The sequence below is a fragment of the Micromonospora sp. NBRC 110009 genome (assembly GCF_030518795.1).
In the GTDB taxonomy this organism is placed as follows: domain Bacteria; phylum Actinomycetota; class Actinomycetes; order Mycobacteriales; family Micromonosporaceae; genus Micromonospora.
In genome coordinates this window covers 1,261,826-1,282,591 of record NZ_CP130427.1, presented here as the reverse complement: position 1 = coordinate 1,282,591, position 20,766 = coordinate 1,261,826, and the positions used below count along the sequence as shown (strand labels likewise).

The 20,766-nt window shown below is 74.8% G+C and carries 20 protein-coding genes; 9 read left to right on the top strand and 11 right to left on the bottom strand.

Annotated elements, in window-relative coordinates:
- Window positions 1-27 precede the first annotated feature (27 nt).
- From Q2K19_RS06055 to Q2K19_RS06045, 3 genes are read right to left on the bottom strand one after another with little or no spacing between them, the layout of a single operon-like run.
- Entirely contained in the window at window positions 28-180 is a 153-nt protein-coding gene (locus Q2K19_RS06055) for a hypothetical protein (protein ID WP_302768293.1), read from the bottom strand.
- Window positions 177-1,049 carry a tetratricopeptide repeat protein gene (locus Q2K19_RS06050; RefSeq protein ID WP_302768291.1) on the bottom strand — a complete coding sequence of 291 codons (873 nt, stop codon included), beginning with the start codon at window positions 1,047-1,049 and terminating at the stop codon, window positions 177-179. Before Q2K19_RS06050 ends, Q2K19_RS06055 begins: the two co-directional genes overlap by 4 nt.
- Window positions 1,046-1,495: a hypothetical protein gene (locus tag Q2K19_RS06045; RefSeq protein WP_302768289.1), complete on the bottom strand. Its 450-nt coding sequence runs from the start codon at window positions 1,493-1,495 to the stop codon at window positions 1,046-1,048. Before Q2K19_RS06045 ends, Q2K19_RS06050 begins: the two co-directional genes overlap by 4 nt.
- Window positions 1,496-1,668: 173 nt before the next feature.
- On the opposite strand from Q2K19_RS06045, the gene efeU reads away from it, so the two are divergent.
- The 3 genes from efeU to efeB are packed head-to-tail and all read left to right on the top strand — an operon-like array spanning window position 1,669 to window position 5,138.
- Window positions 1,669-2,649 carry an iron uptake transporter permease EfeU gene (gene efeU / locus Q2K19_RS06040; RefSeq protein ID WP_302768287.1) on the top strand — a complete coding sequence of 327 codons (981 nt, stop codon included), beginning with the start codon at window positions 1,669-1,671 and terminating at the stop codon, window positions 2,647-2,649.
- 30 nt (window positions 2,650-2,679) lie between these two features.
- Window positions 2,680-3,813 (top strand): iron uptake system protein EfeO, encoded by a 1,134-nt coding sequence (gene efeO, locus Q2K19_RS06035; RefSeq protein ID WP_302768285.1) that lies wholly within the window; start codon window positions 2,680-2,682, stop codon window positions 3,811-3,813.
- 23 nt (window positions 3,814-3,836) lie between these two features.
- Window positions 3,837-5,138 (top strand): iron uptake transporter deferrochelatase/peroxidase subunit, encoded by a 1,302-nt coding sequence (gene efeB / locus Q2K19_RS06030; RefSeq protein WP_302768283.1) that lies wholly within the window; start codon window positions 3,837-3,839, stop codon window positions 5,136-5,138.
- A gap of 3 nt (window positions 5,139-5,141) precedes the next feature.
- Here efeB and Q2K19_RS06025 read toward each other — a convergent pair whose 3' ends face one another.
- Window positions 5,142-6,140, bottom strand: coding sequence for an RDD family protein (locus Q2K19_RS06025; RefSeq protein WP_302768281.1), 999 nt, complete (start codon window positions 6,138-6,140; stop codon window positions 5,142-5,144).
- A 41-nt stretch (window positions 6,141-6,181) separates the two neighbouring features.
- Between Q2K19_RS06025 and Q2K19_RS06020 the strand changes: the two genes are divergently transcribed.
- Window positions 6,182-7,177 carry a stage II sporulation protein M gene (locus tag Q2K19_RS06020; protein ID WP_302768279.1) on the top strand — a complete coding sequence of 332 codons (996 nt, stop codon included), beginning with the start codon at window positions 6,182-6,184 and terminating at the stop codon, window positions 7,175-7,177.
- On the opposite strand, the gene Q2K19_RS06015 is transcribed toward Q2K19_RS06020, so the two are convergent.
- From Q2K19_RS06015 to Q2K19_RS05995, 5 genes are read right to left on the bottom strand one after another with little or no spacing between them, the layout of a single operon-like run.
- Window positions 7,155-8,465 carry a DUF58 domain-containing protein gene (locus tag Q2K19_RS06015; protein ID WP_302768278.1) on the bottom strand — a complete coding sequence of 437 codons (1,311 nt, stop codon included), beginning with the start codon at window positions 8,463-8,465 and terminating at the stop codon, window positions 7,155-7,157. The two genes, Q2K19_RS06020 and Q2K19_RS06015, sit on opposite strands and share 23 nt — an antisense overlap.
- Entirely contained in the window at window positions 8,462-9,451 is a 990-nt protein-coding gene (locus Q2K19_RS06010; RefSeq protein WP_302768277.1) for an AAA family ATPase, read from the bottom strand. The genes Q2K19_RS06015 and Q2K19_RS06010 overlap by 4 nt, the downstream gene beginning before the upstream one ends.
- Window positions 9,448-10,740, bottom strand: coding sequence for a DUF4350 domain-containing protein (locus tag Q2K19_RS06005; protein ID WP_302768275.1), 1,293 nt, complete (start codon window positions 10,738-10,740; stop codon window positions 9,448-9,450). The genes Q2K19_RS06010 and Q2K19_RS06005 overlap by 4 nt, the downstream gene beginning before the upstream one ends.
- Window positions 10,737-11,354 carry a DUF4129 domain-containing protein gene (locus Q2K19_RS06000; protein WP_302768274.1) on the bottom strand — a complete coding sequence of 206 codons (618 nt, stop codon included), beginning with the start codon at window positions 11,352-11,354 and terminating at the stop codon, window positions 10,737-10,739. Before Q2K19_RS06000 ends, Q2K19_RS06005 begins: the two co-directional genes overlap by 4 nt.
- A complete protein-coding gene (locus Q2K19_RS05995) occupies window positions 11,351-12,190 on the bottom strand; it encodes a hypothetical protein (RefSeq protein ID WP_302768273.1) in 840 nt (279 codons plus the stop codon). The genes Q2K19_RS06000 and Q2K19_RS05995 overlap by 4 nt, the downstream gene beginning before the upstream one ends.
- 214 nt (window positions 12,191-12,404) lie before the next feature.
- Here Q2K19_RS05995 and mtrA point away from each other — a divergent pair, with 214 nt between their 5' ends.
- The 5 genes from mtrA to hpf all read left to right on the top strand — a co-directional run bounded on the left by mtrA (window position 12,405) and on the right by hpf (window position 18,267).
- Complete coding sequence (gene mtrA / locus Q2K19_RS05990) at window positions 12,405-13,094, top strand: MtrAB system response regulator MtrA (protein WP_302768272.1); 690 nt, start codon at window positions 12,405-12,407, stop codon at window positions 13,092-13,094.
- Between the two features lie 60 nt (window positions 13,095-13,154).
- On the top strand, window positions 13,155-14,882 hold the full coding sequence (gene mtrB, locus Q2K19_RS05985) for an MtrAB system histidine kinase MtrB (RefSeq protein ID WP_446839766.1): 1,728 nt from the start codon (window positions 13,155-13,157) through the stop codon (window positions 14,880-14,882).
- Window positions 14,879-16,660: an LpqB family beta-propeller domain-containing protein gene (locus Q2K19_RS05980; RefSeq protein ID WP_302768270.1), complete on the top strand. Its 1,782-nt coding sequence runs from the start codon at window positions 14,879-14,881 to the stop codon at window positions 16,658-16,660. The genes mtrB and Q2K19_RS05980 overlap by 4 nt, the downstream gene beginning before the upstream one ends.
- Window positions 16,661-16,669: 9 nt before the next feature.
- Window positions 16,670-17,371 (top strand): ComF family protein, encoded by a 702-nt coding sequence (locus Q2K19_RS05975; protein WP_302768269.1) that lies wholly within the window; start codon window positions 16,670-16,672, stop codon window positions 17,369-17,371.
- A 251-nt stretch (window positions 17,372-17,622) separates the two neighbouring features.
- On the top strand, window positions 17,623-18,267 hold the full coding sequence (hpf, locus tag Q2K19_RS05970) for a ribosome hibernation-promoting factor, HPF/YfiA family (protein ID WP_302768267.1): 645 nt from the start codon (window positions 17,623-17,625) through the stop codon (window positions 18,265-18,267).
- 63 nt (window positions 18,268-18,330) lie between these two features.
- On the opposite strand, the gene Q2K19_RS05965 is transcribed toward hpf, so the two are convergent.
- Together Q2K19_RS05965 and Q2K19_RS05960 are read right to left on the bottom strand one after the other, a co-directional pair.
- Window positions 18,331-19,446 carry a GNAT family N-acetyltransferase gene (locus tag Q2K19_RS05965; RefSeq protein WP_302768266.1) on the bottom strand — a complete coding sequence of 372 codons (1,116 nt, stop codon included), beginning with the start codon at window positions 19,444-19,446 and terminating at the stop codon, window positions 18,331-18,333.
- A complete protein-coding gene (locus Q2K19_RS05960) occupies window positions 19,443-20,600 on the bottom strand; it encodes a GNAT family N-acetyltransferase (RefSeq protein ID WP_302768265.1) in 1,158 nt (385 codons plus the stop codon). The genes Q2K19_RS05965 and Q2K19_RS05960 overlap by 4 nt, the downstream gene beginning before the upstream one ends.
- Window positions 20,601-20,766 lie beyond the last annotated feature (166 nt).

The following is a 20,766-nucleotide window of genomic DNA, read 5'->3' as shown; positions in this document are numbered from 1 at the left end:
GGTCCCGTTTTTCCGGCGCCGTGCGGCTCAGTCCCGGCCGCGTCGGGTGGGGCGGATCCAGGTCCAGACGCACCAGGCCAGCCAGGCCAGCGACACGGCGGTGGCCAGCGGACGCAGCCGCAGCGCGCCGAGCAGCAGCACCAACGCCAGCACGGCGAGCCAGGGCAGCAGGCCCCTCATGCCCGCCACCGGCCGCGTACCAGGCGGCGGACCAGGGGCGGCGCGACCCACGACCAGACGCAGTAGAGCAACCAGGTCACCGCCACGACGAACGCCGCGACCTGCAGTCCGGCCAGGTTGAGCACGGCGATGCTGGCCGCCGCGAGCAGCCACAGCCGGATACCGAGCCGGTAGAGCGGGCGCAGCGGGAGCAGCAGCGGGTGGGCGTAGACCCGGGACTCCCAGGCCGCCTCGGCATAGTCGGCGTCACCCGGGTCGTGCGCCACCGCCCGGCCGAACGAGCGGTGCGCCTCGCCGACCCGACCGGCCGTCACGGCCATGCTGCCGTGCATGGCCAGCGCCACCGGGTGGTCCGGGTGCTGGCCGAGGAACTCCCGGGCGGCCCGCTCGGCTTCCCGGTCGTCGCCGCGGGCGTACGCGAGCTGGACGCGGGTGGCGTGGACGGCCGGCGCGTCCGGCGCCAGGGCGGCGGCCCGATCGAGCAACCGGCCGGCCTTGTCCGTCTGGCCGACGGAGGTGCAGAGGTCGGCGTACTGGCAGAGGAGCCAGGGGTCCTCCGGTTCGAGGGCCAGCGCGTCGAGCAGCGCCCGCTCCGCGGGGGCGAGCGCACCCTGCTCGCGCAGCGCCCGGCCCAGCCGGCCGAGCAGTTCGGCGTCCGGCCCGACCTCGGCCAGCCCGCGCCGGGCCGTCTCGGCGACCTCGTCCCAGCGTTCCAGCTCGCTCAGCGCCACGGCCCGCAACCGGTACGCCAGCCGATCGGTGGCCGCCGGCCCGCCCAGCCGGCCCAACTCGGCCAGCGCCTGCTCGGGCCGGCTCGTCTCAAGCAGCGCGACCACCCGCGCGAACTGCTGCTCGGGGACGACGGTCACCGGGCCCCCACCAGCACGATGATCAGGCCCTCGAGGATGCCGAGCCCGAGCGCCGCCGCGATGCCCGCCTTCACCAGCGAGGCCGGCTCGCCGCCACGCATCTCCCAGGTGCGGAACCGGCTCCGCTGCGCCAGGTGGGCCACGGTCCCGACCAGGGCGCCGCAGAGCGCCCCGACGAGCCGACCCGTTCCGGAGACGCGCCCGTCGAGCAGCGTCACCGTGACCAGCACCCGGGCGACGAGGGCGACCAGTCCGGTGCCGGCGATCGCCAGGGTGGCCCGGGTCGGCAGCCGGAGCCGGCTGGCGTTGATCAACGCCAGCGTGGTGCCGGCGAGCACCCCGCCGAAGATCGCCGGATAGACCAGCGAGCCGGGCCGCCAGGGTGGCCGCCGCTCGTCGACGTACGCGGTGGGGATGATGGTGGGGGTGAAGAGGTCGTCGGCCACGGTCGTCCTGTCTGCCGAGGGGGTCTGCCGGATCTTTCCACAGCGTCGACGGCAAAGATGTCCCCACGACCAGGTGAACGTTGTCATGAACAACTTGACGTGCCGTCGGATCGGGAGGAAGGTATGGCTGCCCTAAGTTAACTGAGGCGTGCCTAACTAACCACGGAGTACCGATGTTCGCCACGTACCTGATCGGCCTGCGGGAAGGCCTGGAAGCGACCCTGGTGGTCAGCATCCTGGTCGCGTTCCTCGTCAAGTCGGACCGGCGTAACCGGCTGCCGCACGTCTGGCTCGGCGTCGGTGCGGCCGTGACGCTGTCGGTGCTTTTCGGCTGGCTGATCGAGTACACCTCGACCTCGCTGCTACAGACCTCGGAGTCGCGCGAACTCTTCGACGCCATCACCTCCGTGGCCGCCGTCGTCTTCGTCACCTGGATGATCTTCTGGATGCGCAAGGCCGCCCGGAGCATCGCCGGTGAGCTGCGGGGCAAGCTGTCCGACGCCCTGGCCGTCGGCGCGTTCGCGGTGATGGGCATGGCCTTCCTCGCGGTCATCCGGGAAGGCCTGGAGACCGCGCTGATCTTCTACTCGGCGGCACAGAGCACGGCCGGTGGCGCCGGCCGCAACGCCATTCTCGCCCTGGTCGGTGGCATTGCCACCGCCGTGGTGGTCGGCTTCCTGCTCTACCGCAGCGCCCTGAAGCTCAACCTGAGCAAGTTCTTCACCTGGACCGGCGCGCTGCTGATCCTGGTCGCGGCCGGCATCTTCAAGTACGGCGTGCACGACTTCCAGGAGGCCGGCGTGCTGCCCGGCCTGAACAACCACGCCTTCGACATCTCCTCGGTCCTCGACCCGAGCGCCTGGTACTCGGCCCTGCTCAGCGGCATGTTCAACATCACCGCCACGCCCAGCGTGCTCGAGGTGGTGGCCTGGGTGGCGTACGGGGTGCCGGTGCTGCTGCTCTTCCTGCGCAAGCCGGCCGCCCCCGCCAAGCCGGCCACCACCCCCGCTGCGCCGACCGCCCCTGCCGCCCCGGCGGCCGACGCCGAGCGCACTCCCGCGGCCGCCGAGTCTGCCGGAACCCCGGCCGAGGCGGCCAAGCCCGTCGAGCCGACCGCCACCGACGCCCCGGCTACCACGCCGCAGCGCGCCTGACCGCCCGTTTCCTGAGGAGACCCAGCACCGATGCGTACCACTCGATTCGTCGTGCCCGCCGCCGCCGGGATGCTCGCCGTCGCCGGCCTCGCCGGGTGCGGCGGCGGTGACGACAAGCCGGACGCGACGGCCGGCGGGCCGATCGTCGTGAAGGCCACCGACAGCGCCTGCGAGGTCGGCAGCACCGCGATCGACGCCGGCCAGGTGACCTTCAAGATCACCAACTCCGGGTCGAAGGTCAATGAGTTCTACGTCTACGCCGCCGGCGACCGGGTGATGGGCGAGGTGGAGAACATCGCCCCGGGGCTCAGCCGCGAGCTGCACGTCGAGCTGCCCGCCGGGACGTACGAGACGGCCTGCAAGCCGGGGATGAGCGGCCGGGGCATCCGGGGCGCGCTGAAGGTCAGCGGCACCGCCGCGTCCGTGGCGCCGGACGCCGTGCTCAGCCAGGCCACCGACAGCTACCAGCGCTACGTCAACAGCCAGACCGCCGCGCTGCTGACCAAGACCGAGGAGTTCGTCGCCGCGGTCAAGGCCAACGACGTGGCCAAGGCCAAGGCGCTCTACCCGGTGGCCCGCACCTACTGGGAGCGGATCGAGCCGGTCGCGGAGAGCTTCGGCGACCTCGACCCGAAGATCGACGGCCGCGAGGAGGTCGTCGAGGAGGGCATGCAGTTCACCGGCTTCCACCGGATCGAGAAGGACCTGTGGACCACCGGCGACGTCAGCAAGGACGGCGCCATCGCCGACCAGCTCCTCATCGACGTCAAGGCGATCGTGGCCAAGGCCAACGCCGAGAAGCTCACCCCACTGCAGCTCGCCAACGGCGCCAAGGCGCTCCTCGACGAGGTCGCCAGCGGCAAGATCACCGGTGAGGAGGAGCGGTACTCGCACACCGACCTCTGGGACTTCAACGCCAACCTGGAGGGCTCGAAGGCGGCCATCGCCGCGCTGCGTCCGGCCCTCGAGCAGCGCGCGCCCGAGCTGGTCAAGCAGCTCGACACCGAGTTCGCCAACGTCGAGACCACGCTCGGCAAGCACCGGGCCGGTGACGGCTGGAAGCTGCACACCCAGCTCAGCAAGGCCGAGCTGAAGGAACTGTCGGACAGCATCAACGCGCTGGCCGAGCCGGTCAGCAAGGTGGCCGCGGCCGTCACGCGATGACGACCGGGACCGGAGGTGACGCGATGAGCGAGCCGAGCACCGCGCCGGCGTCGCGCGGGACCAGCCTGTCCCGGCGGCGGGCCATCACCCTGGCCGGGGTCGGCGTCGCCGGCGTGGCCGGGGTGGCGGCCGGGGCCACCGCCCTGGTCCGCGGCGGCGACCAGGCCGCGGCGAACGACGTGGCCGCCGGGGCGGTGCCGTTCCACGGCGAGCACCAGGCCGGCATCACCACCCCGGCCCAGGACCGGCTGCATTTCGTCGCGTTCGACGTGATCACCAAGGACCGGGCGAAGCTGGTCGAGCTCCTCCAGGAGTGGACCGCCGCCGCGGCCCGGATGACCGCCGGCAAGGACGCCGGCCTGATCGGCGCGGTCGACGGCGTGCCGGAGGCCCCGCCGGACGACACCGGTGAGGCGCTCGGCCTGCCGCCGTCGCAGCTCACCATCACCGTCGGCTTCGGCCCGACGCTGTTCCGCGACGCGCAGGGCCGGGACCGGTTCGGCATCGCCGGCAAGCGTCCGGCCGGCCTGGCCGACCTGCCGCACTTCGCCGGGGACGCGCTCCAGCCGGAGATCTCCGGCGGGGACATCTGCGTCCAGGCCTGCGCCAACGACCCGCAGGTGGCGGTGCACGCCATCCGCAACCTGGCCCGGATCGGCATGGGTGTGGTCAGCGTCCGCTGGTCGCAGCTCGGCTTCGGGCGTACCTCGTCGACCTCGCGCGACCAGGCCACCCCGCGCAACCTGTTCGGCTTCAAGGACGGCACCGCTAACCTCAAGGCCGAGGAGACCGACCTGCTCCGGGAGCAGCTATGGGCCCAGCCGGGCGACGGGGAGGACTGGATGACCGGCGGGTCCTACCTGGTCACCCGCAAGATCCGGATGCTGATCGAGACCTGGGACCGCAGCCCGCTGGCCGAGCAGGAGCAGATCGTCGGCCGGACCAAGGGCAGCGGCGCGCCATTGGGCAAGCGCGCCGAGTTCGACGAGCCGGACTTCGCCGCCAAGGGCGACGACGCGGAGCCGGTGATCCCCGAGACCGCGCACGTCCGGCTCGCCCACCCGAACCAGAACAACGGCGCGCACCTGCTGCGCCGCGGCTACAACTTCGTGGACGGCTCGGACGGGCTGGGCCGGCTCGACGCCGGGCTCTTCTTCATCGCCTACCAGCGGGACCCGCGCAAGCAGTTCGTGCCGATTCAGACCCGGCTCTCCCGCAACGACGCGATGAACGAATACCTGCGGCACGTCTCCAGCGGCATCTTCGCCTGCCCGCCCGGCGTCCGCGACGCGGCCGACTGGTGGGGCCGCGCGCTCTTCTCCTGACCGTCAGCGCTCCGCGTCGACCGGTGCGCGCTGTCCGCGTACCGGATCGGGCCAGGTGGGGACGGCGGCCGCCGGCGCGGCGGGCCGCAGCGTCGTCGGGGCCGACGCCACCGAGGTCGGGACGGCGACCGGCGCCACGACCGCGAGCGGCGGGGCCAGCTCCGGCCAGAGCGCGGCGGTGACCGCCCGGGTCCGCCCCAGCCGGTACGCCGCGCGCCGGCCCCGCTCGGCCAGCACCGCGGCGAGGTACGCCGGCTCGGGCGCGGCCCACGGAGGCGGTGGCGAGGTGACCGCGGCGACCTCGGCCCACAGCTCCCGGCCCAGCCGGGTCCGGTCCGGCTCGCTGAGCTGGTGCACCCGGCCGAGGTACTGCCGGACGGCCAACGCCAACCCGTCGTCGACCCGGCTCAGGTCGAGGGTCGCCGCCCAGCCGAGCAGCGGCGGCACGGCCGGCGGGACGGGCCGCCACACCCCCGCGCCCCGGGTGTGCACCACCAGCGTGCCGGCGACCAGGTCGCCCAGCCGGCGCCCGCGCGGGTCGCTCAGCATCACCGTCACGCTCGCCGCCCAGCTCAGCAGCGGCAGCACCAGGCCCGGCCACTCCACCGCGACCCCCACCAGGGCCCGGGTCAGCGACTGGCCGACCCCGACCGGACCGCCGTCGGCGCGGACCACCCGCAGCCCCACGGCCAGCTTGCCCAGCGTCCGGCCGCCGACGAAGCGCTCCATCAGCACCGGGTAGCCGACCAGCACGAGGACCAGCAGCACGGTCTGCAACGCCCCGGACAGGGCGGCGTCGAAGAGACCGCCCGGCAGCAGGAGCAGCAGCGTCGACAGCACGGTCGACAGCAGCAGCGCCACCACCAGCTGGGCCAGCAGGTCGATCAGCAGGGCGAGCACCCGGGAACCCAGCCGGGCCGCTCGGACGTCGAGCTCGACCGCCTCGCCGCTGACCAGACCGGCATCGGCCCACGACGCCGGTGGGGGAGGTTGCGCGCGCACCCGGACAGTGAACACTATGGGCGCCGGACGGGGGAGGACGTGTGGATCTCGACGCGTACGTGGCAGCGCACGGCGCCGAGTGGCGGCGGCTGGAGCAGCTGACCGGCCGGCGCAAACTGGACTCGGCCGAGGTCGACGAGCTGGTCGCGCTCTACCAGCACGCCGCCACCCACCTCTCCGTGCTGCGCAGCCGCTCGCCCGACCCGGCGCTGGTCAACCGGCTGTCGCACCTCGTGCTGACCGCCCGGGCCCGGATCACCGGCCGGTCCCGGCCGTCTTGGGCGGCGGTACGCCGGTTCCTCCTCGCCGACCTGCCGGCCGCCCTCTACCGGGCCTGGCCGTGGTGGTGCGCGGTGGCCACCGGGTTCAGCGCGCTCAGCGGCTTCCTCATCTGGTTCGTCGCCGGCCACCCGGACACCGCCGCCGCGTTCATCGGCGAGGACGCCGCCGCCGACCTCGTCGACTCCGGCTTCGCCGGCTACTACACCGAGTACGCGGCGCCGACCTTCGCGTTCCACCTGTGGACGCACAACGCCTGGATCGCCGCGCAGTGCCTCGCCTCCGGAGTGCTGGTGGTGCCGGTGTTCTGGCTGCTCTGGCAGAACGCGCTGAACGTCGGCGTGGTCGGCGGCGTGATGATCTCGTACGGCCGGGCCGACGTCTTCTTCGGTCTGATCACCCCGCACGGGCTGCTGGAGCTCACCGGCATCTTCGTGGCCGCCGGGGTCGGGCTGCGTACCGGCTGGGCGTGGATCGCGCCGCCGGCCCACCTGAGCCGGGGCCGGGCGGTCGCCGAGGCGGGCCGGTCCGCGATCGTGGTGGCCGTCGGCCTGGTCGGGCTCTTCGCGATCTCCGCGCTGCTGGAGGCGTTCGTGACCCCGGCGCCGTTGCCGATCGCCGTCCGGGTGGCCGTCGGCGCCACGGTCTGGCTCGGCTTCCTGGCGTACGCCCTCCTCCTCGGCCGCCGCGCCGCCACCCGCCCGCCGCTGGCGGAGCCGCCCACCCAGGAACCGGTCAGAGCTGGCCGAGGGACTTGAGGCGGAGGTACGTGTCGGCGACCGTCGGGGCGAGACGGTCGGCGGGGGCGTCCACCACGGTCACCCCGTGCCGGGCCAGGGCGGTCCGGATGCGGTCCCGCTCGGCCAGGGCCCGCCAGGCCGCCGCGGCGGCGTACGGGTCGTCCGGGCCGGCCGGCGGTGCGACGGTGAGCCCGGTGAGCACCGGGTCGTGGGTGGCCGCGATCACCACCCGGTGCCGGGCGGCCAGCCGGGGCAGCACCGGCAGCAGCCCCTCGCCGAGGGCGCCCGCCTCCAGGGCGGTGAAGAGCACCACCAGGCTGCGCTGCCGCTCCCGGCGCAGCACCTCCCCGGCGATCAGCTCGAAGTCGGTCTCGACCAGCGCCGGTTGGAGCGGGGCGACCGCGTCCACCAGCCGGGCCAGCAGGGCCGGCCGGCCGCTGCCGGTCACCCTGGCCCGGAGGGTGGCGTCGGCGGCAAGCAGGTCGACCCGGTCGCCGGCCCGGGCGGCCAGCGCGGTGAGCAGCAGCGCCGCGTCGATCGCGGCGTCCAGCCGGGGTTCGTCGCCGACGCGTACCGCCGAGGTGCGACCGGTGTCCAGCACGCAGACCAGCCGCCGGTCCCGCTCCGGTCGCCAGGTGCGCACCAGCACGTCGCAGCGGCGGGCGCTGGCCCGCCAGTCGATCGAGCGCACGTCGTCGCCGATCGCGTACTCGCGCAGGGTGTCGAACTCGGTGCCCTGGCCACGCCCCCGGGTGACCTGGACGCCGTCGATGACCCGCAGCTTCGCCAGCTTCTCCGGCAGGTGCCGGCGGGAGTCGAACCGGGGCAGCACGCGCAGCGTCCACGGTGGCGTGTCGGGGCGGCCGGTGCGCTGCCGCAAGGCGAGCCGCAGCGGCCCGAGGGAGCGCACGGTCAGCACCCGCGCCGGCCGGTCGCCGCGGCGGACCGGGGTGAGGCGGACCGGCAGCGTGGCGACGCCGCCGGGCTCGACCGTGAGCAGCCGGCCGGGCGGTACGTCGGGCCGGGCGCCCGCCGAGGGCACCCAGGCGTCGCGCACCTGGGCGCGCAGCGTACGACCGGAGGCGTTGGTCAGGTGCACGGTGACGGTCGCGGTGCCGCCCAGCCGGACCACCCGGTCCCCGGTGCGGGTGGCGGTGAGCGCGTGCAGCGGCGCGGCGAGGGCCCAGTCGAGGGCGACCAGCAGCAGCACCGCGCCGGTCATCAGCGCGACGCCGAGGAACGGCGCCGGCCAGGCCGGGAGGGTGACCGCGCCCGCCCCGAGCAGCAGCGCCGCCCGCCAGGTCATCGCGGCGTCGGCACGGTGGCCAGCACCGCGTCCAGCACCGCGTCGACGGTCATGCCCTCCAGCTCGACCTCGGGGCGCAGCCGGAGCCGGTGCCGCAGGGTGGGCCGGGCGACCGCCTTCACGTCGTCCGGGGTGACGTGGTCCCGCCCGGCCAGCCAGGACCACGCCTTGGCGGTGCTGAGCAGCGCGGTGGCGCCGCGGGGTGAGGCGCCCAGCTCCAGCGCCGGGGCGAGCCGGGTGGCCCGGCACAGGTCCACGATGTAGCCGAGCACCGGCTCGGCCACGTACACCGCGCGGACCGCCTCCCGGGCGGCGGCCAGGTCGGCCGCGGTGGCCACCGGGCGTACGCCGGCCGCCCGCAGGTCACGCGGGTCGAAGCCGGCGTGGTGGGCGCGGAGCACGCCCAGCTCCTCGTCCCGGCTGGGCAGCGGCACGGTCAGCTTGAGCAGGAACCGGTCGAGCTGCGCCTCGGGCAGCGGGTAGGTGCCCTCGTACTCGATGGGGTTCTGGGTGGCCGCGACGATGAACGGCTCGGGCAGCGGGCGGCGCTCGCCCTCGACGGAGACCTGCCGCTCCTCCATGACCTCCAGCAGCGCCGACTGGGTCTTCGGCGGGGTCCGGTTGATCTCGTCGGCGAGGAGCAGGTTGGTGAAGACCGGCCCCTCCCGGAAGGTGAACGCGGCGGTGTGCGGGTCGAAGATCAGCGAGCCGGTGACGTCGCCGGGCATCAGGTCGGGGGTGAACTGGACCCGCTTGGATGCCAGGTCGAGCGCGGTGGCCACGGTCCGGACGAGCAGCGTCTTGGCCACCCCCGGTACGCCCTCCAGCAGCACGTGCCCGCGGCAGAGCAGGGCGATCACCAGGCCGGTGACCACCGCGTCCTGCCCGACGACGGCCTTGGCCACCTCGGTGCGCAGCCGGTGCAGGGCGGCACGGGCGTCGGGCTGCGCGACGGCCGGCGCGGCGGCGATGACGGGTCCGGTCACCGGGTGTCTCCTTCGGTCGGATGGACGACGGTACGGGTCAGCGTGTCCAGGTCGCGGGCCAGTTCCAGCAGCTCCCGGTCGGTGGTCGGCGCGGCGCCGTGCAGCAGCTCCGCCACCCGGTCGGGGTCGGCGCCGGTGTGCGCGGCGACCCGGGCGGTCACCTCGGTGGGTGGGGTGTCGGGCGGCAGGTTGAGCCGGGGCAGCAGCCGGTCCCGTGCGGCGGTGCGCAGCGTCTCGGCCACCGTTGCCCGGGCACCCGCCCGCCGGTAGAGCCGGGCCCGGCCGAGCACGGTCTCCGCGGAGCGGACGGTCACCGGCAGCGGCTCGGCCACCGGCGGGCCGAGCCGGCGGGCCCGCCAGAGCACCACCAGCAGCCCGGCCAGCGCGAGCTGGACCAGCATCGCCCAGAACCAGGCCGGGAACGCGTCCCAGAGCGGGTTGTCCCAGCTCGACGGGGCCTCCGCCCGGTCCTGCCGGGTGCCGCCCGAGCCGCCGGTTCGCTCATGCGGGCCGCCGTCGGCCGGCGTCGGTGACCAGCTCGGGCCCGGAGCCGGGCCGGGCAGGTCGAGCCAGACCAGCGGGCGGGGGCCGCCGAGCAGGCCGGTCGCGAGGGCCCGGTTGCCCCACTCGTCGATCCGGTCGTTGCGGAACGGGTCGCTGGCGCCGATCACCACCACCTCGACGCGCCAGGGGACCCGGACCAGGCCGCCGGCGTAGCAGCGGCCGGCCGTCCCGCTGCCCCGGGCGGCGTACCGCTGACGGTCGGCGGCGGCGGTGCCGGCCCGGGTCGCCTCGGCCAGCGGGCACGGGCGGCCGTCGGCGTCGGGGGCGGTGACCCGGGTCGCCCAGCGACGCTCGGCCGGGAGCAGCGGCAGGCCGAGGCCCTCCAGTACCCGCCGGGACGGGTCGACCAGCACCAGCCGGCTGCCGGAGGGCAGCTCGTCGGTCAGGGCGGCGACGGTGGCCGGGCGCAGCAGCTCTGGGGCCGGGACGAAGAGGGTGGTCGGGCCCGGCCCGGCGGCCGCGAGGGCCCGCAGGGTGTCGCTCTCCCGGCGTACCGTCACGCCCTGCCCACGCAGCGCCTCGGCCAGCCGGCTGCCGCCGTCGTCGCCGGTGGCGACCGGGGAGAGGAAGCCGCGGTCGGCCGGGTCGGGCTGGTCCACGGCGTGGCACACCAGGGTGGCCACGATGAGCAGCCCGGCCAGCCCGAGCGGGATCAGCACCCGGTGCCGGCGCCGTCCGGGCCGGGCCGGGGCGGCGGGGCGGGGCCGGTCGAGGGTGGCGGTCACCGGCCCTCCCCGTCTCCGGCCAGTTCGCGGTGCAGGTCGGTGGCGAGGTCACGCATCCGGCGGTCGTGCTCAGGAGTGGCCGGCCGTTGCGCGTACCAGAGGTCGGAGAAGATCGTGCTGGCGGCGTGCAGGGCGGGGCGCACCCCGGGCCGCACCTGGGCGGCCGCCGTGGTCAGCTCGGTGACGGTCAGCCCGGCACGGGGCTCCACCACCCGCCGCGTCACCAGCTCGCGGACCATGTCGCGCAGCCGCTCCCGGACCGCCTCGGCGTACCGGCCCTCGGCCGCGAGCCGGTCGGCGAGGCCGGTGTGGCCAGCCGGCGCCGGCTCGGCCGCCCGGGGCGCGGGCACCAGGGCCGGCGTCTGCGCCGACGGGGCCCGGCGCCGCCTCGGCAACCGCAGCCGGAGCCGGGGAAGCCGCAGCCGAGGCCGCTGGAGTCGGGGCAGGCGGAGTCGGGGCAGGTGCGGGCGGGGGAGCCGGCGGGGCACCCAGGCCGGGAAGAAGTACCAGCCGAGCGCCGCCAGCACCGCGGCGAGCAGCAGGAGCAGGGCGGCCAGCGGCAGCGGCAGGGCGTCCCCGAGCGCGGCGACCGCCTCGGTCCACCACCGGCTCACCGGGGGACCGCCAGCAGGACGGCCTCGGGGGTGTCGGCCGGAGCGCGGGAGAGCCGGATGTCCAACCCCTCGGTGCGCATCCGGGTCTCCAGGTGCAGCACCGCGTCGAGACAGGCCAGCGCCGGGTAGGCGGCGGCGTTCACGCCCACCCAGCAGACGGTGGCGACCGGCAGCGCCCACGCGCTGACGTCGAACAGGCCCAGCAGCCCCAGGCCGTGGTAGCCGCCCAGACCGATGCCGAGCCGGATCAGCCACCAGCCGAGGTAGCCGAGGAGCCGGATGGCGGCGGCCCGCAGGCCCCCGCGTACCGCCAGCCGCAGCGCCCGCCCCGGCACCCGGTACGCCGGCACCCGGTCCACGACCAGCGCCGGCACGGCGGCACCGAGCAGCCCGTACGCGACGAACCAGGCCGGGCCGGCCAGCCCGGCGAGGAACACGGTGAGCCCGACCGCCGCCGCGACCAGCAGGGTGGCTCCCCAGCGGGCGCCGCGGAGCAGCTCCCGGAGGCCGGCCCGGCGGCCGAGCAGCGCCGCTCCGGCGCCCCGCGCGGCCGGGTTGCCGAGCAGCGCGATGATCGACGCCTCGGTGCCGGCTCCCACCGCGAGCAGCAGCCAGTACGCGCCGAACCGGTCGTCGGCGGGCAGCCACTCCGGCGGCCGCGCGCCGGCCAGCAGCCGCAGCGGGTGGAGCAGCACCTGCTCGCCGAGGGCCAGCAGGACACCGAGCGGGACCAGCAGCCGGGCCTGGCCGCGCAGCAGCAGGACGGCCGAGTCCAGCAGCTCGCCCACCGTCAGCGGGCGGCGCGGGAGCACGGCGGTCGGGCCGACGTCGGGCACGCGTACTCCTGGCGGGCGGGCTCGTGGTGGCGGGCGGGGGCACCGCCGGGAGATCATGGTTGCACGGCCGGTCCTGCGCCGGCTGACCCGCGGGCCCGCGGCGCGCCACGCGGGCGTCCGGGTCCGCACCTGTGGTGCGGGACCGCGCGCCGCAGTACCGTGCCGTGATAACGCCGAACCCTCCTAACCGAACGGGGATGGAACGATAAACCCCATGAGAGCCCGGGTACTGGTGGTCGACGACGACCCCGCGCTCGCCGAGATGCTCGGCATCGTCCTGCGCAGCGAGGGCTTCGTGCCCTCCTTCGTCGCGGACGGGGAACGGGCACTGGCCGCGTTCCGTGACAGTCGGCCCGACATCGTCCTGCTCGACCTGATGCTTCCCGGGATGAGCGGCATCGACGTGGCCCGGGCGATCCGGACCGAGTCCGGCGTGCCGATCGTCATGCTCACCGCCAAGAGCGACACCGTCGACGTGGTGCTCGGCCTGGAGTCGGGGGCCGACGACTACGTGGTCAAGCCGTTCAAGCCCAAGGAGCTGGTGGCCCGGATGCGGGCCCGGCTGCGCCGGGGCGAGGACGTGGCGCCGGAGCTGCTCACCATCGGCCCGCCCGGCAACCAGATCACCATCGACGTGCCGGCGCACACGGTCACCCGGGACGGCGAGGAGGTGAAGCTCACCCCGCTGGAGTTCGACCTGCTGGTCGCGCTGGCCCGCAAGCCGCGCCAGGTCTTCACCCGCGAGGTGCTGCTGGAGCAGGTCTGGGGCTATCGGCACGCCGCCGACACCCGGCTGGTCAACGTGCACGTCCAGCGGCTGCGGGCCAAGATCGAGCCGGATCCGGAGCGACCGGAAATCATCCTCACCGTGCGGGGCGTGGGCTACAAGGCTGGTACCGGATAGCCTGGTCACACTGTGGTGACCTCCCCGCCCCCCGACTCCCCGACCCCCGCGTCCCGTTGGCTGCGCGCCGCGCGGGCGCTGTGGCGCGCCGCGCGGGCGCTGTGGCGCGCCCTCGCCGCGCACGTCGCCGGGCTGGCCGGCGCCGTCCACCAGACCTGGCGGCGGTCGCTGCAGGTGCGTGTGGTGACCATCACGCTGGTCGCCTCCAGCCTGCTGGTGGGCGGGTTCGCCTACCTGATCGCCGACAAGATCACCAGCATCCTGCTGGAGAACACCGAAACCGACGTCCTGGGGCGGCTGCGCAACGGCAGCGAGTACGCGTCGAAGCAGTTCAGCCTCTACAGCCAGCCGCAGGAGGCCCAGCTCCAGGACACCATCGACGGGACGGTCAACTACCTAGCCGGCGGTGACCCGGCGCAGACCAACGGCGTGGTAGTGGCGATCACCGCGGACAACTTCACCGGGACCATCCAGCCGCGTACCTCGCCGGACGTGCAGGTGCGCCCGCTGATCGGGTCGGAGCTGCGGGCCACCGTCGCCGCCGGCAACGTGGCCCACCAGGTCCGCACCGGCACGCTCGGCGGCGAGCGCACCAAGTACCTCGTGTACGGCTCGCCGGTGCCGACCCGGTTCGGGCAGGTGGAGCTCTACTACCTCGTACCGCTGGCCCGGCAGGACGCCACCGCGGCGGACGCCCGGGCCACCGTGGTCGCCACCGGCGCGGCCCTGGTGCTCCTGCTCGGCCTGCTGGCGGCCCTGGTCACCCGGCTGGTGGTGACCCCGGTCCGGGTGGCCGCCCGGACCGCCCAGCGGCTCTCGGCCGGCCTGCTCGACCAGCGGATGGTGGTCAACGGCGAGGACGACCTGGCCCTGCTCGCCGCTTCGTTCAACCAGATGGCGACCAACCTGCAGCGGCAGATCCTGCGGCTGGAGGAGATGTCCCGGTTGCAGCGCCGGTTCACCTCGGACGTCTCGCACGAGCTCCGGACCCCGCTGACCACGGTCCGGATGGCCGCCGACCTGATCTTCGCCGAGCGGGACGAGTTCGACCCGGCGGTGGCCCGCAGTGCCGAACTGCTCCAGGCCGAGCTGGACCGGTTCGAGGAGCTGCTCACCGACCTGCTGGAGATCAGCCGCTTCGACGCCGGCTTCGCCGTGCTGGACTCCGAGCCGACCGACCTGGTGCCGGTGGTGCACCGGGTGGCGGAGCGGCTGGGCGGGCTGGCCGAGCGGGTCGGGGTGGCCCTCGAGCTGGACCTGCCGGACACGCCGGTGATCGCCGAGGTGGATCCGCGCCGGGTCGAGCGGGTGCTGCGCAACCTGGTCGGCAACGGGGTCGAGCACGGCGAGGCCAAGCCGGTCCGGATCACGCTGGGGATGGACCAGAACGCGGTGGCGATCACCGTGCGGGACCACGGCGTCGGGCTCAAGCCGGGCGAGGAGAAGCTGGTCTTCAACCGGTTCTGGCGGGCCGACCCGTCCCGGGCCCGGCAGACCGGCGGCACCGGCCTCGGCCTGTCGATCAGCCTGGAGGACGCCCGGCTGCACGGCGGCTGGCTGGAGGCCTGGGGCGCCCCCGGCCAGGGCGCCCAGTTCCGGCTGACCCTGCCGGCCCGGTCCGGCGATCGGCTGACCACCTCGCCGCTGCGGCTGGTGCCGGCCGACGCCGCGCTGCCGTTCGGCGGCCCCCGCGACGGCGGCCTGCTGGCCATCGGGCCGGGCAGCGGCGCCGGGACACTGGCCATCGGGCCGGCCGAGGGCGCGGACCGGGCCGAGGTGACGTCGTGAGGCGCCGTCTGCTGACCGTGCTGCTGGCCGGCGCGCTGCTGCCCGCCGGGCTGGCCGGCTGCGGCATCCCCGACCGCACCGAGGTCCAGGTCGACGGCCGGGGGCCGGCGGTCGAGTCTGGCTCGCTCAACGGCAGTGGCGGCCAACCGCCGACCCGCAGCGCGACCGAGGACCCCAAGGAGTTCATCCGCGAATACCTGGCCGCGGCGGCGGGCGAGCGGGAGCAGGCGTACGACCGGGTCAAGAAGTTCATCGCCAAGGAGGCCCAGGGCCGGCTGCGGAAGAAGCAGAGCAGCGAGGTCGAGCTGACCGTGGTCCGGCTGCTGGAGTCCCCGGAGACCACACTGCTGACCAATCAGGGCACCTGGCAGGTGACGGTGCGGGCGCAGCAGGTCGGGGTGCTGCGCGCAGACGGCACCCTGGAGGAGCCGGCGGGCCGGGACGTCGAGTACAAGTTCAAGCTCCGTCGCGCCGATCCCGGCACTCAGGGGTTGCTGATCACCGACCTGCCGAACGTGCTGCTGCTCACCGACGAGGCGCTGCGCCAGTACTACGGTACGTACACCGTCTACTTCTGGAACTCCGACCAGAGCCAGCTGGTGCCCGACTGGCGCTACCTGCCCAGCGCGGTCCCCGCCGAACGGCGGGTCACCGAGGTGGTGCGGTGGCTGACCGGCGGCCCGTCCGAATGGCTGGCCTCCGGGGTGACCAAGGTGCCCGACGGCACCGGGCTGATCAACAACGTCACCGGCTCCGACGATCGCTGGGAGGTCAACCTCACCATGCCGGCGGCCTACGACGACCGGCTCGCCAAGCTCGCCACCCAGCTGGCTTGGTCCCTGCAGGAATTGACCGGGCAGCTGGACCTGAAGATCCAGAACCAGCAGCGGCGCACCGTCGACCTGGGGCAGGAGCGGGAGGCCCATCCGCTCTACCCGAACCTGCGAACGCCGGAGCGGTTCTGCGTCTACGGCGGGGCGATCCATCCGCTCGCCATCGGCAACGAGCCGGTCGGCGCGGTGCCGGTGGCGGCCGCCGACAACCGGAACGTGGTGTCGGCGGCGCTCAGTCGGGCCGGCGACGAGGTGCTGGCGGCGCTGGTGACCCGCTCGGACCAGAAGCAGCGCTTGCAGGTCGGCTCCGGCCGCGGTGAGGTGACCGTCGACAACCGGAGCTCTCGGCTTTTCCGCTCGATCGGCCGCCCGGTCTGGCTCCGCTCCGCCGACGTGCAGCACCCGTCCGGCCTGGTGGTGGCGGACGGCACGCTCTACCGCTTCGACGGCGCGGCCGGGATGAGCCCGGTGGACGACCTGTCCGGTCCGGTCACCGCGGTGGCCGCCTCGCTCGACGGGCACCGGATCGCGCTGATCATGAGCGGCGAGCTCTACGTCGCGCCGGTGAGCGCCGACGGTGGTGTGGTCACCGTGGGCAAGCCGCGCCGGCTGGCCACCCGGCTCACCAAGCTCACCGCCGTGGACTGGTACGCGGAGAACTATCTGGTCTTCGCCGGCAACGACGGGCGCCAGCCGGCCATCTACCAGACCACGGTCGACGGGGCGGTGCAGTTCCCGCTCAACAGCGACACCGGTGCGCCGGTGTCCCACCTTGCCGCCTTCCCGGGCGGCTCGTCCGGCGCGCTGCCGTCCTACTCGTTCATGTACCAGGCCACCAGGGCATACCGGAACAACCCGTTCACCGAGATCGAGCGGGCGCAGGTGCGGGACGTCGCGGCCGGAGCCAAGCCGTCCGACCCGAGCGCCCCGTTCTTCCTCTACTGAGAGGTGCCGGTGCCGGACCTGGGCGGGCTCTGGTCGGACCTGACCGATCCGGTGCTGCCCTCGGGCTGCGCCGGCTGCGGCGAGCGCGTCGCCGGCCTACGGCAGGGCTTCTGCCCGGGCTGCGTCGGTGAGTTGGCGTCGCTGCGTCCCGCGCCCACCCGTCCAGACCCGGCCCCGCCGGACCTGCCGCCCTGCGTCGCCCTCGGTCCGTACGCGGGGGCGCTGCGGGCGGGGCTGCTGGCGTACAAGGAGCGGGGCCGGCACGGGCTGGCCCGGCCGTTGGGAGCGCTGCTCGCCGAGGTGGTGGCCGCCGCGGCGGGCGCGGCCCGGCCGGTGACCCTGGTGCCGGTGCCGGACACCGCGCGGGCGGCCCGGGCCCGCTACGGCGACCACCTGGGCCGGTTGACCGGTCAGGCGGCGGCCCGGCTGCGGGCGGCCGGCTGGCGGGTTCGGGTGCTCCGGCCGCTGCGGGCGCTGCCCCGGCCGGACTCGGTCGAACTGGACAGCGCGGGCCGGGCCGCCGCGGCCGACAGCGCCTTCCGGCTGCGCCGGGTCGGCGGGGCGCCGGTGGACGGGCCGGTGGTGCTGCTCGACGACATCGTCACCACCGGGGCGACGCTGGCGGCCGTAAGCCGGGTCTTGCGCGCGGCGGGAATGACGCCAAAGGCCGCGGCCGTGCTCGCCGCAACGCAAAAGCGGCACCATCAGTGACGCTTCGTGTTTCCGTTTCACCCCATGGTGTATGAGCTGTTAAATTTCGCGGCCTCTCCCGGCAACTTGGGGTGACTGGTGGCCGAACAGGAGTTAGCGTCTTCGTGTCGGGGGTAGGAGGCGTTCCAACCTTCTCCCGGCACTGGAAGGAGGCGTAGCCGCACGCAACCGGTCGACGCCGAGCGGGGCACTCCCAGGGCACGTCGACCGGAGATATCGAACCGAACGACCGTCCGAACAAGGGAGGTCACGTGGACATCGTGGTCAAGGGCCGTAACGTCGAAGTGCCGGACCATTACCGGGTGCACGTAGCTGAAAAGCTCGCGAAGATCGAACGCTACGACCACAAGCTCATTCGCGTGGACGTCGAGTTGTTCCACGAGCGCAATCCGCGCCAGGCCGATCACTGCCAGCGGGTGGAAATCACCTGCGTGACGCGCGGTCCGGTGATCCGGGCCGAGGCCTGCACGAATGACTTCTACAGCGCGCTGGACGCGGCCATAGCCAAGCTGGACACCCGGTTCCGCCGGGCGGCCGACCGGCGTCGGGTACACCGTGGGCGGCACGCGCCGCTCTCCGTCGCCGCCGCCACCGCGGACCTGCCGGTCGCCGACCTGGACGGGCCCGGACTGGCGGTGCTGAACGGGCACGGGACGGCCACCGCGGTCGCCGAACGGCCCGACGAGGACGGCTACGAGGAGTACGACGACCAGCCCTGGCACATCGCGCGGGAGAAGGTGCACCCCGCCGAGCCGATGACCGTCGACGACGCCCTGTTCCAGATGGAACTGGTCGGCCACGACTTCTACCTGTTCCAGGACAAGGAGTCCGGCCGCCCGAGCGTCGTCTACCGCCGGCACGCCTACGACTACGGGATCATCTCGCTCGACGCCTGACCCCTGACCACCGCGAGCACGACCGGCGGGAGCCGTGGTGGACCACCACCACGGCTCCCGCCGTCAGCGGGGCCTGGCGCGGTCGGCGGCCAGCAGGCCGTAGAGCACCGAGTCGAGGCGGCTGCCGGCCGGGCCGGGCAGCCGGCCGCGCAGCAGCCCCTCGCGCCGGAATCCGGCCTTCTCCAGCACCCGCTGCGAGGCGACGTTCTCCGGCCGGGTGCCGGCCCAGAGCCGGGCCAGCCCGATGTCGAACGCCCAGCCCGCCACGAGGCCGACCGTCCGGGTGGCCAGCCCCCGGCCCCGCGCCTCGGGCAGCAGGCTGTAGCCGAGCATGGCCTGGCCGGTGGACGGCTCGTCGTACACCAGCGCGCACCCGCCGGCCACCGCGCCGGTGCCCGCGTCGACGATGGCGACATCGGCGGAGCGGCCGGCCAGCCAGTGGCTCTCCGCCAGGCGGCAGCGCCGCTCGATCGACTCCCTGGTGGGCGGGACCGGCGGCACCCGGTTCGCCACCACCTCCGGCAGCGTGTGCAGCCGGTGCAGGGGGTCCACGTCCGCCGGCCCGAGCCGGCGCAGGGCGACCACCCCGTCGGTGAGCCGGCCCCCGGGCAGGTCCGGCAGCGGCCGGGCGGTCGGCCCGGGCGGGTCGTCGGCGAGGCGTACCCAGGCGACCAGGTCGTACCGGCCGCCGTCGGGCGCGGTGCCGGCCGCGCGGCGTACCCCCTCGTGCCGGAAGCCCGCGGCGAGTGCCACCCGCTGGCTGGCCACGTTCTCGGGCGCGGCGAGCAGTTCCAGCCGGGCGGTGTCGGCGGCGAAGGTCCGTTCGGCCAGCGCCCGGGTGGCCGCCGTGGCCACGCCCCGACCGCGTGCCCACGGCGCCACCCAGTAGCCGATCTCCAGCTGCCGGCGGGCCGGCACCGGGTTGCTGAGCCCGACGGCGCCGAGCAGCCGGTCGGTGGCGGGGTCGGCGATCGCGTACGCGGCACCGCCGGTGGCCCAGGCCGCAGGCGCGCCCTCGGTGATCCACCAGCGGGCGCTCTCCTCGGTGTAGGGGTCCGGCAGGCCGGTCATGAACCGCCGGGTCAGCGGATCCGTGCAGGCGGCCACGGTGTCCGCCACATCGGCCAGCCGGGACGGCCGCAGCCGCACCCCGTACGCCTCGATCGTCTCAGGCGTCACGCCAGATCCTGCGGCAGCAGCCCGGCCACCCAGACGTCCACGCGTTCCCCCCGGTGCTGGATGCCGGCCCGGGCGGTGCCCTCGAAGACGAAGCCGGCCTTCTCGGCGGCGCGCCGGGAGGCGGTGTTGCCCACGTTGGCCCGCCACTCGATCCGGGCGAGGCCGAGCGTGGTGAATCCCCAGGCGCTCAGCGCGCCGAGCGCGGCCGGCATCCAGCCGCGCCCCCGGGCCCACGGGGCGGTCATGAAGCCCACGTCGGCGACGAGCGGGGAGGCGGGGGAGATCCGCAGATCGATGGTGCCGGCGTACCGGTCGTCGGCGTCGGCGATGGCGAAGGTGGCGCCGGTGCCCCGGGCCCAGGCGGCCCGTGCGACGTCCCGCAGAAACCCCTCGGCGTACTCCGGCAGGTAGGGGTGCGGGACGGTGGTCCAGCGGACGGTGTCCTCGTCCCGGCAGGTCTCGATCACCGCGTCGAGGTCGTGCTCTGCCAGCGGGCGCAGCCGCAGTTCGGTGCCCGCCGCGGTGGCGAAGAGAACGGGCTGGGGACGGCCGAACACGGCGGCCCGGCGGGCCGGCAGGGTGTCCGGTCCGAACGGCACGGGCTCGCCGGGCGCGGCCAGCTCGTGTGGGAAGAGCGACCCGAGCCAGCCCTCCGGGCGGCCGTCGACGGCCGGGTGGGCGAGCCGCAGTTCGCCCTCGATCCGGAACCCGGCCCGCAGTGCGACCAGCCGGGAGGCGTGGTTGCCGACCTCGGCCTGCCAGATCACCCTGCGCAGCTTGAGCGCGTCGAACGCCCAGCGGGCGACCGCGCGGGTGGCCCGGACCGCCACACCCCGGCCGCGGGCCCAGGGCGCCGTCCAGTAGCCCACCTCGGCGGAGTCCAGGGCCCGGTCGATCGACACGAGACCGCACGAGGCGAGCAGCTCGCCGGTGTCGGCGTCGCAGACGGCGAACGGCGCCCCGGTGCCGTCGGCCCAGGCCTGCCCGCTGATCGCGGTCACGAATCCGAGGGCGTGTTCGGGCAGGTACGGGCGAGGTACGGTGGTCCAGCGCTGGATGTCCGGATCCTGGCAGGCGCGGTACACCGCGTCGGCGTCCTCGGCGTGCCACGGTCGCAGCAGCAGGCCGTCCTCGATGATCTCCACGGGCTCCATCGGGTCATCGTGCCGGATCGTTCGCGTTGGGCGTAACCGGATAACCGCCGGTCAGCGCCCGCCCGGGGCGTTATGTCGGGTTCCCCGCCCCGGACCGCCGCCACCAGTGACCATCGCCGCGATGGAGCGCCTACGATGGTTCGAGACTGTCTAGGGGAGCGTTGAT

What these genes read in the sequence shown, in the direction of transcription:
- Q2K19_RS06015 (WP_302768278.1), bottom strand. Translation starts at nt 8,465, where the DNA reads ATGACCTGGCGGGCGGCGCTGCTGCTCGGGGCGGGCGCGGTCACCCTC.
- efeO (WP_302768285.1), top strand. Translation starts at nt 2,680, where the DNA reads ATGCGTACCACTCGATTCGTCGTGCCCGCCGCCGCCGGGATGCTCGCC.
- efeU (WP_302768287.1), top strand. Translation starts at nt 1,669, where the DNA reads ATGTTCGCCACGTACCTGATCGGCCTGCGGGAAGGCCTGGAAGCGACC.
- efeB (WP_302768283.1), top strand. Translation starts at nt 3,837, where the DNA reads ATGAGCGAGCCGAGCACCGCGCCGGCGTCGCGCGGGACCAGCCTGTCC.
- mtrA (WP_302768272.1), top strand. Translation starts at nt 12,405, where the DNA reads ATGAGAGCCCGGGTACTGGTGGTCGACGACGACCCCGCGCTCGCCGAG.
- Q2K19_RS06055 (WP_302768293.1), bottom strand. Translation starts at nt 180, where the DNA reads ATGAGGGGCCTGCTGCCCTGGCTCGCCGTGCTGGCGTTGGTGCTGCTG.
- Q2K19_RS05960 (WP_302768265.1), bottom strand. Translation starts at nt 20,600, where the DNA reads ATGGAGCCCGTGGAGATCATCGAGGACGGCCTGCTGCTGCGACCGTGG.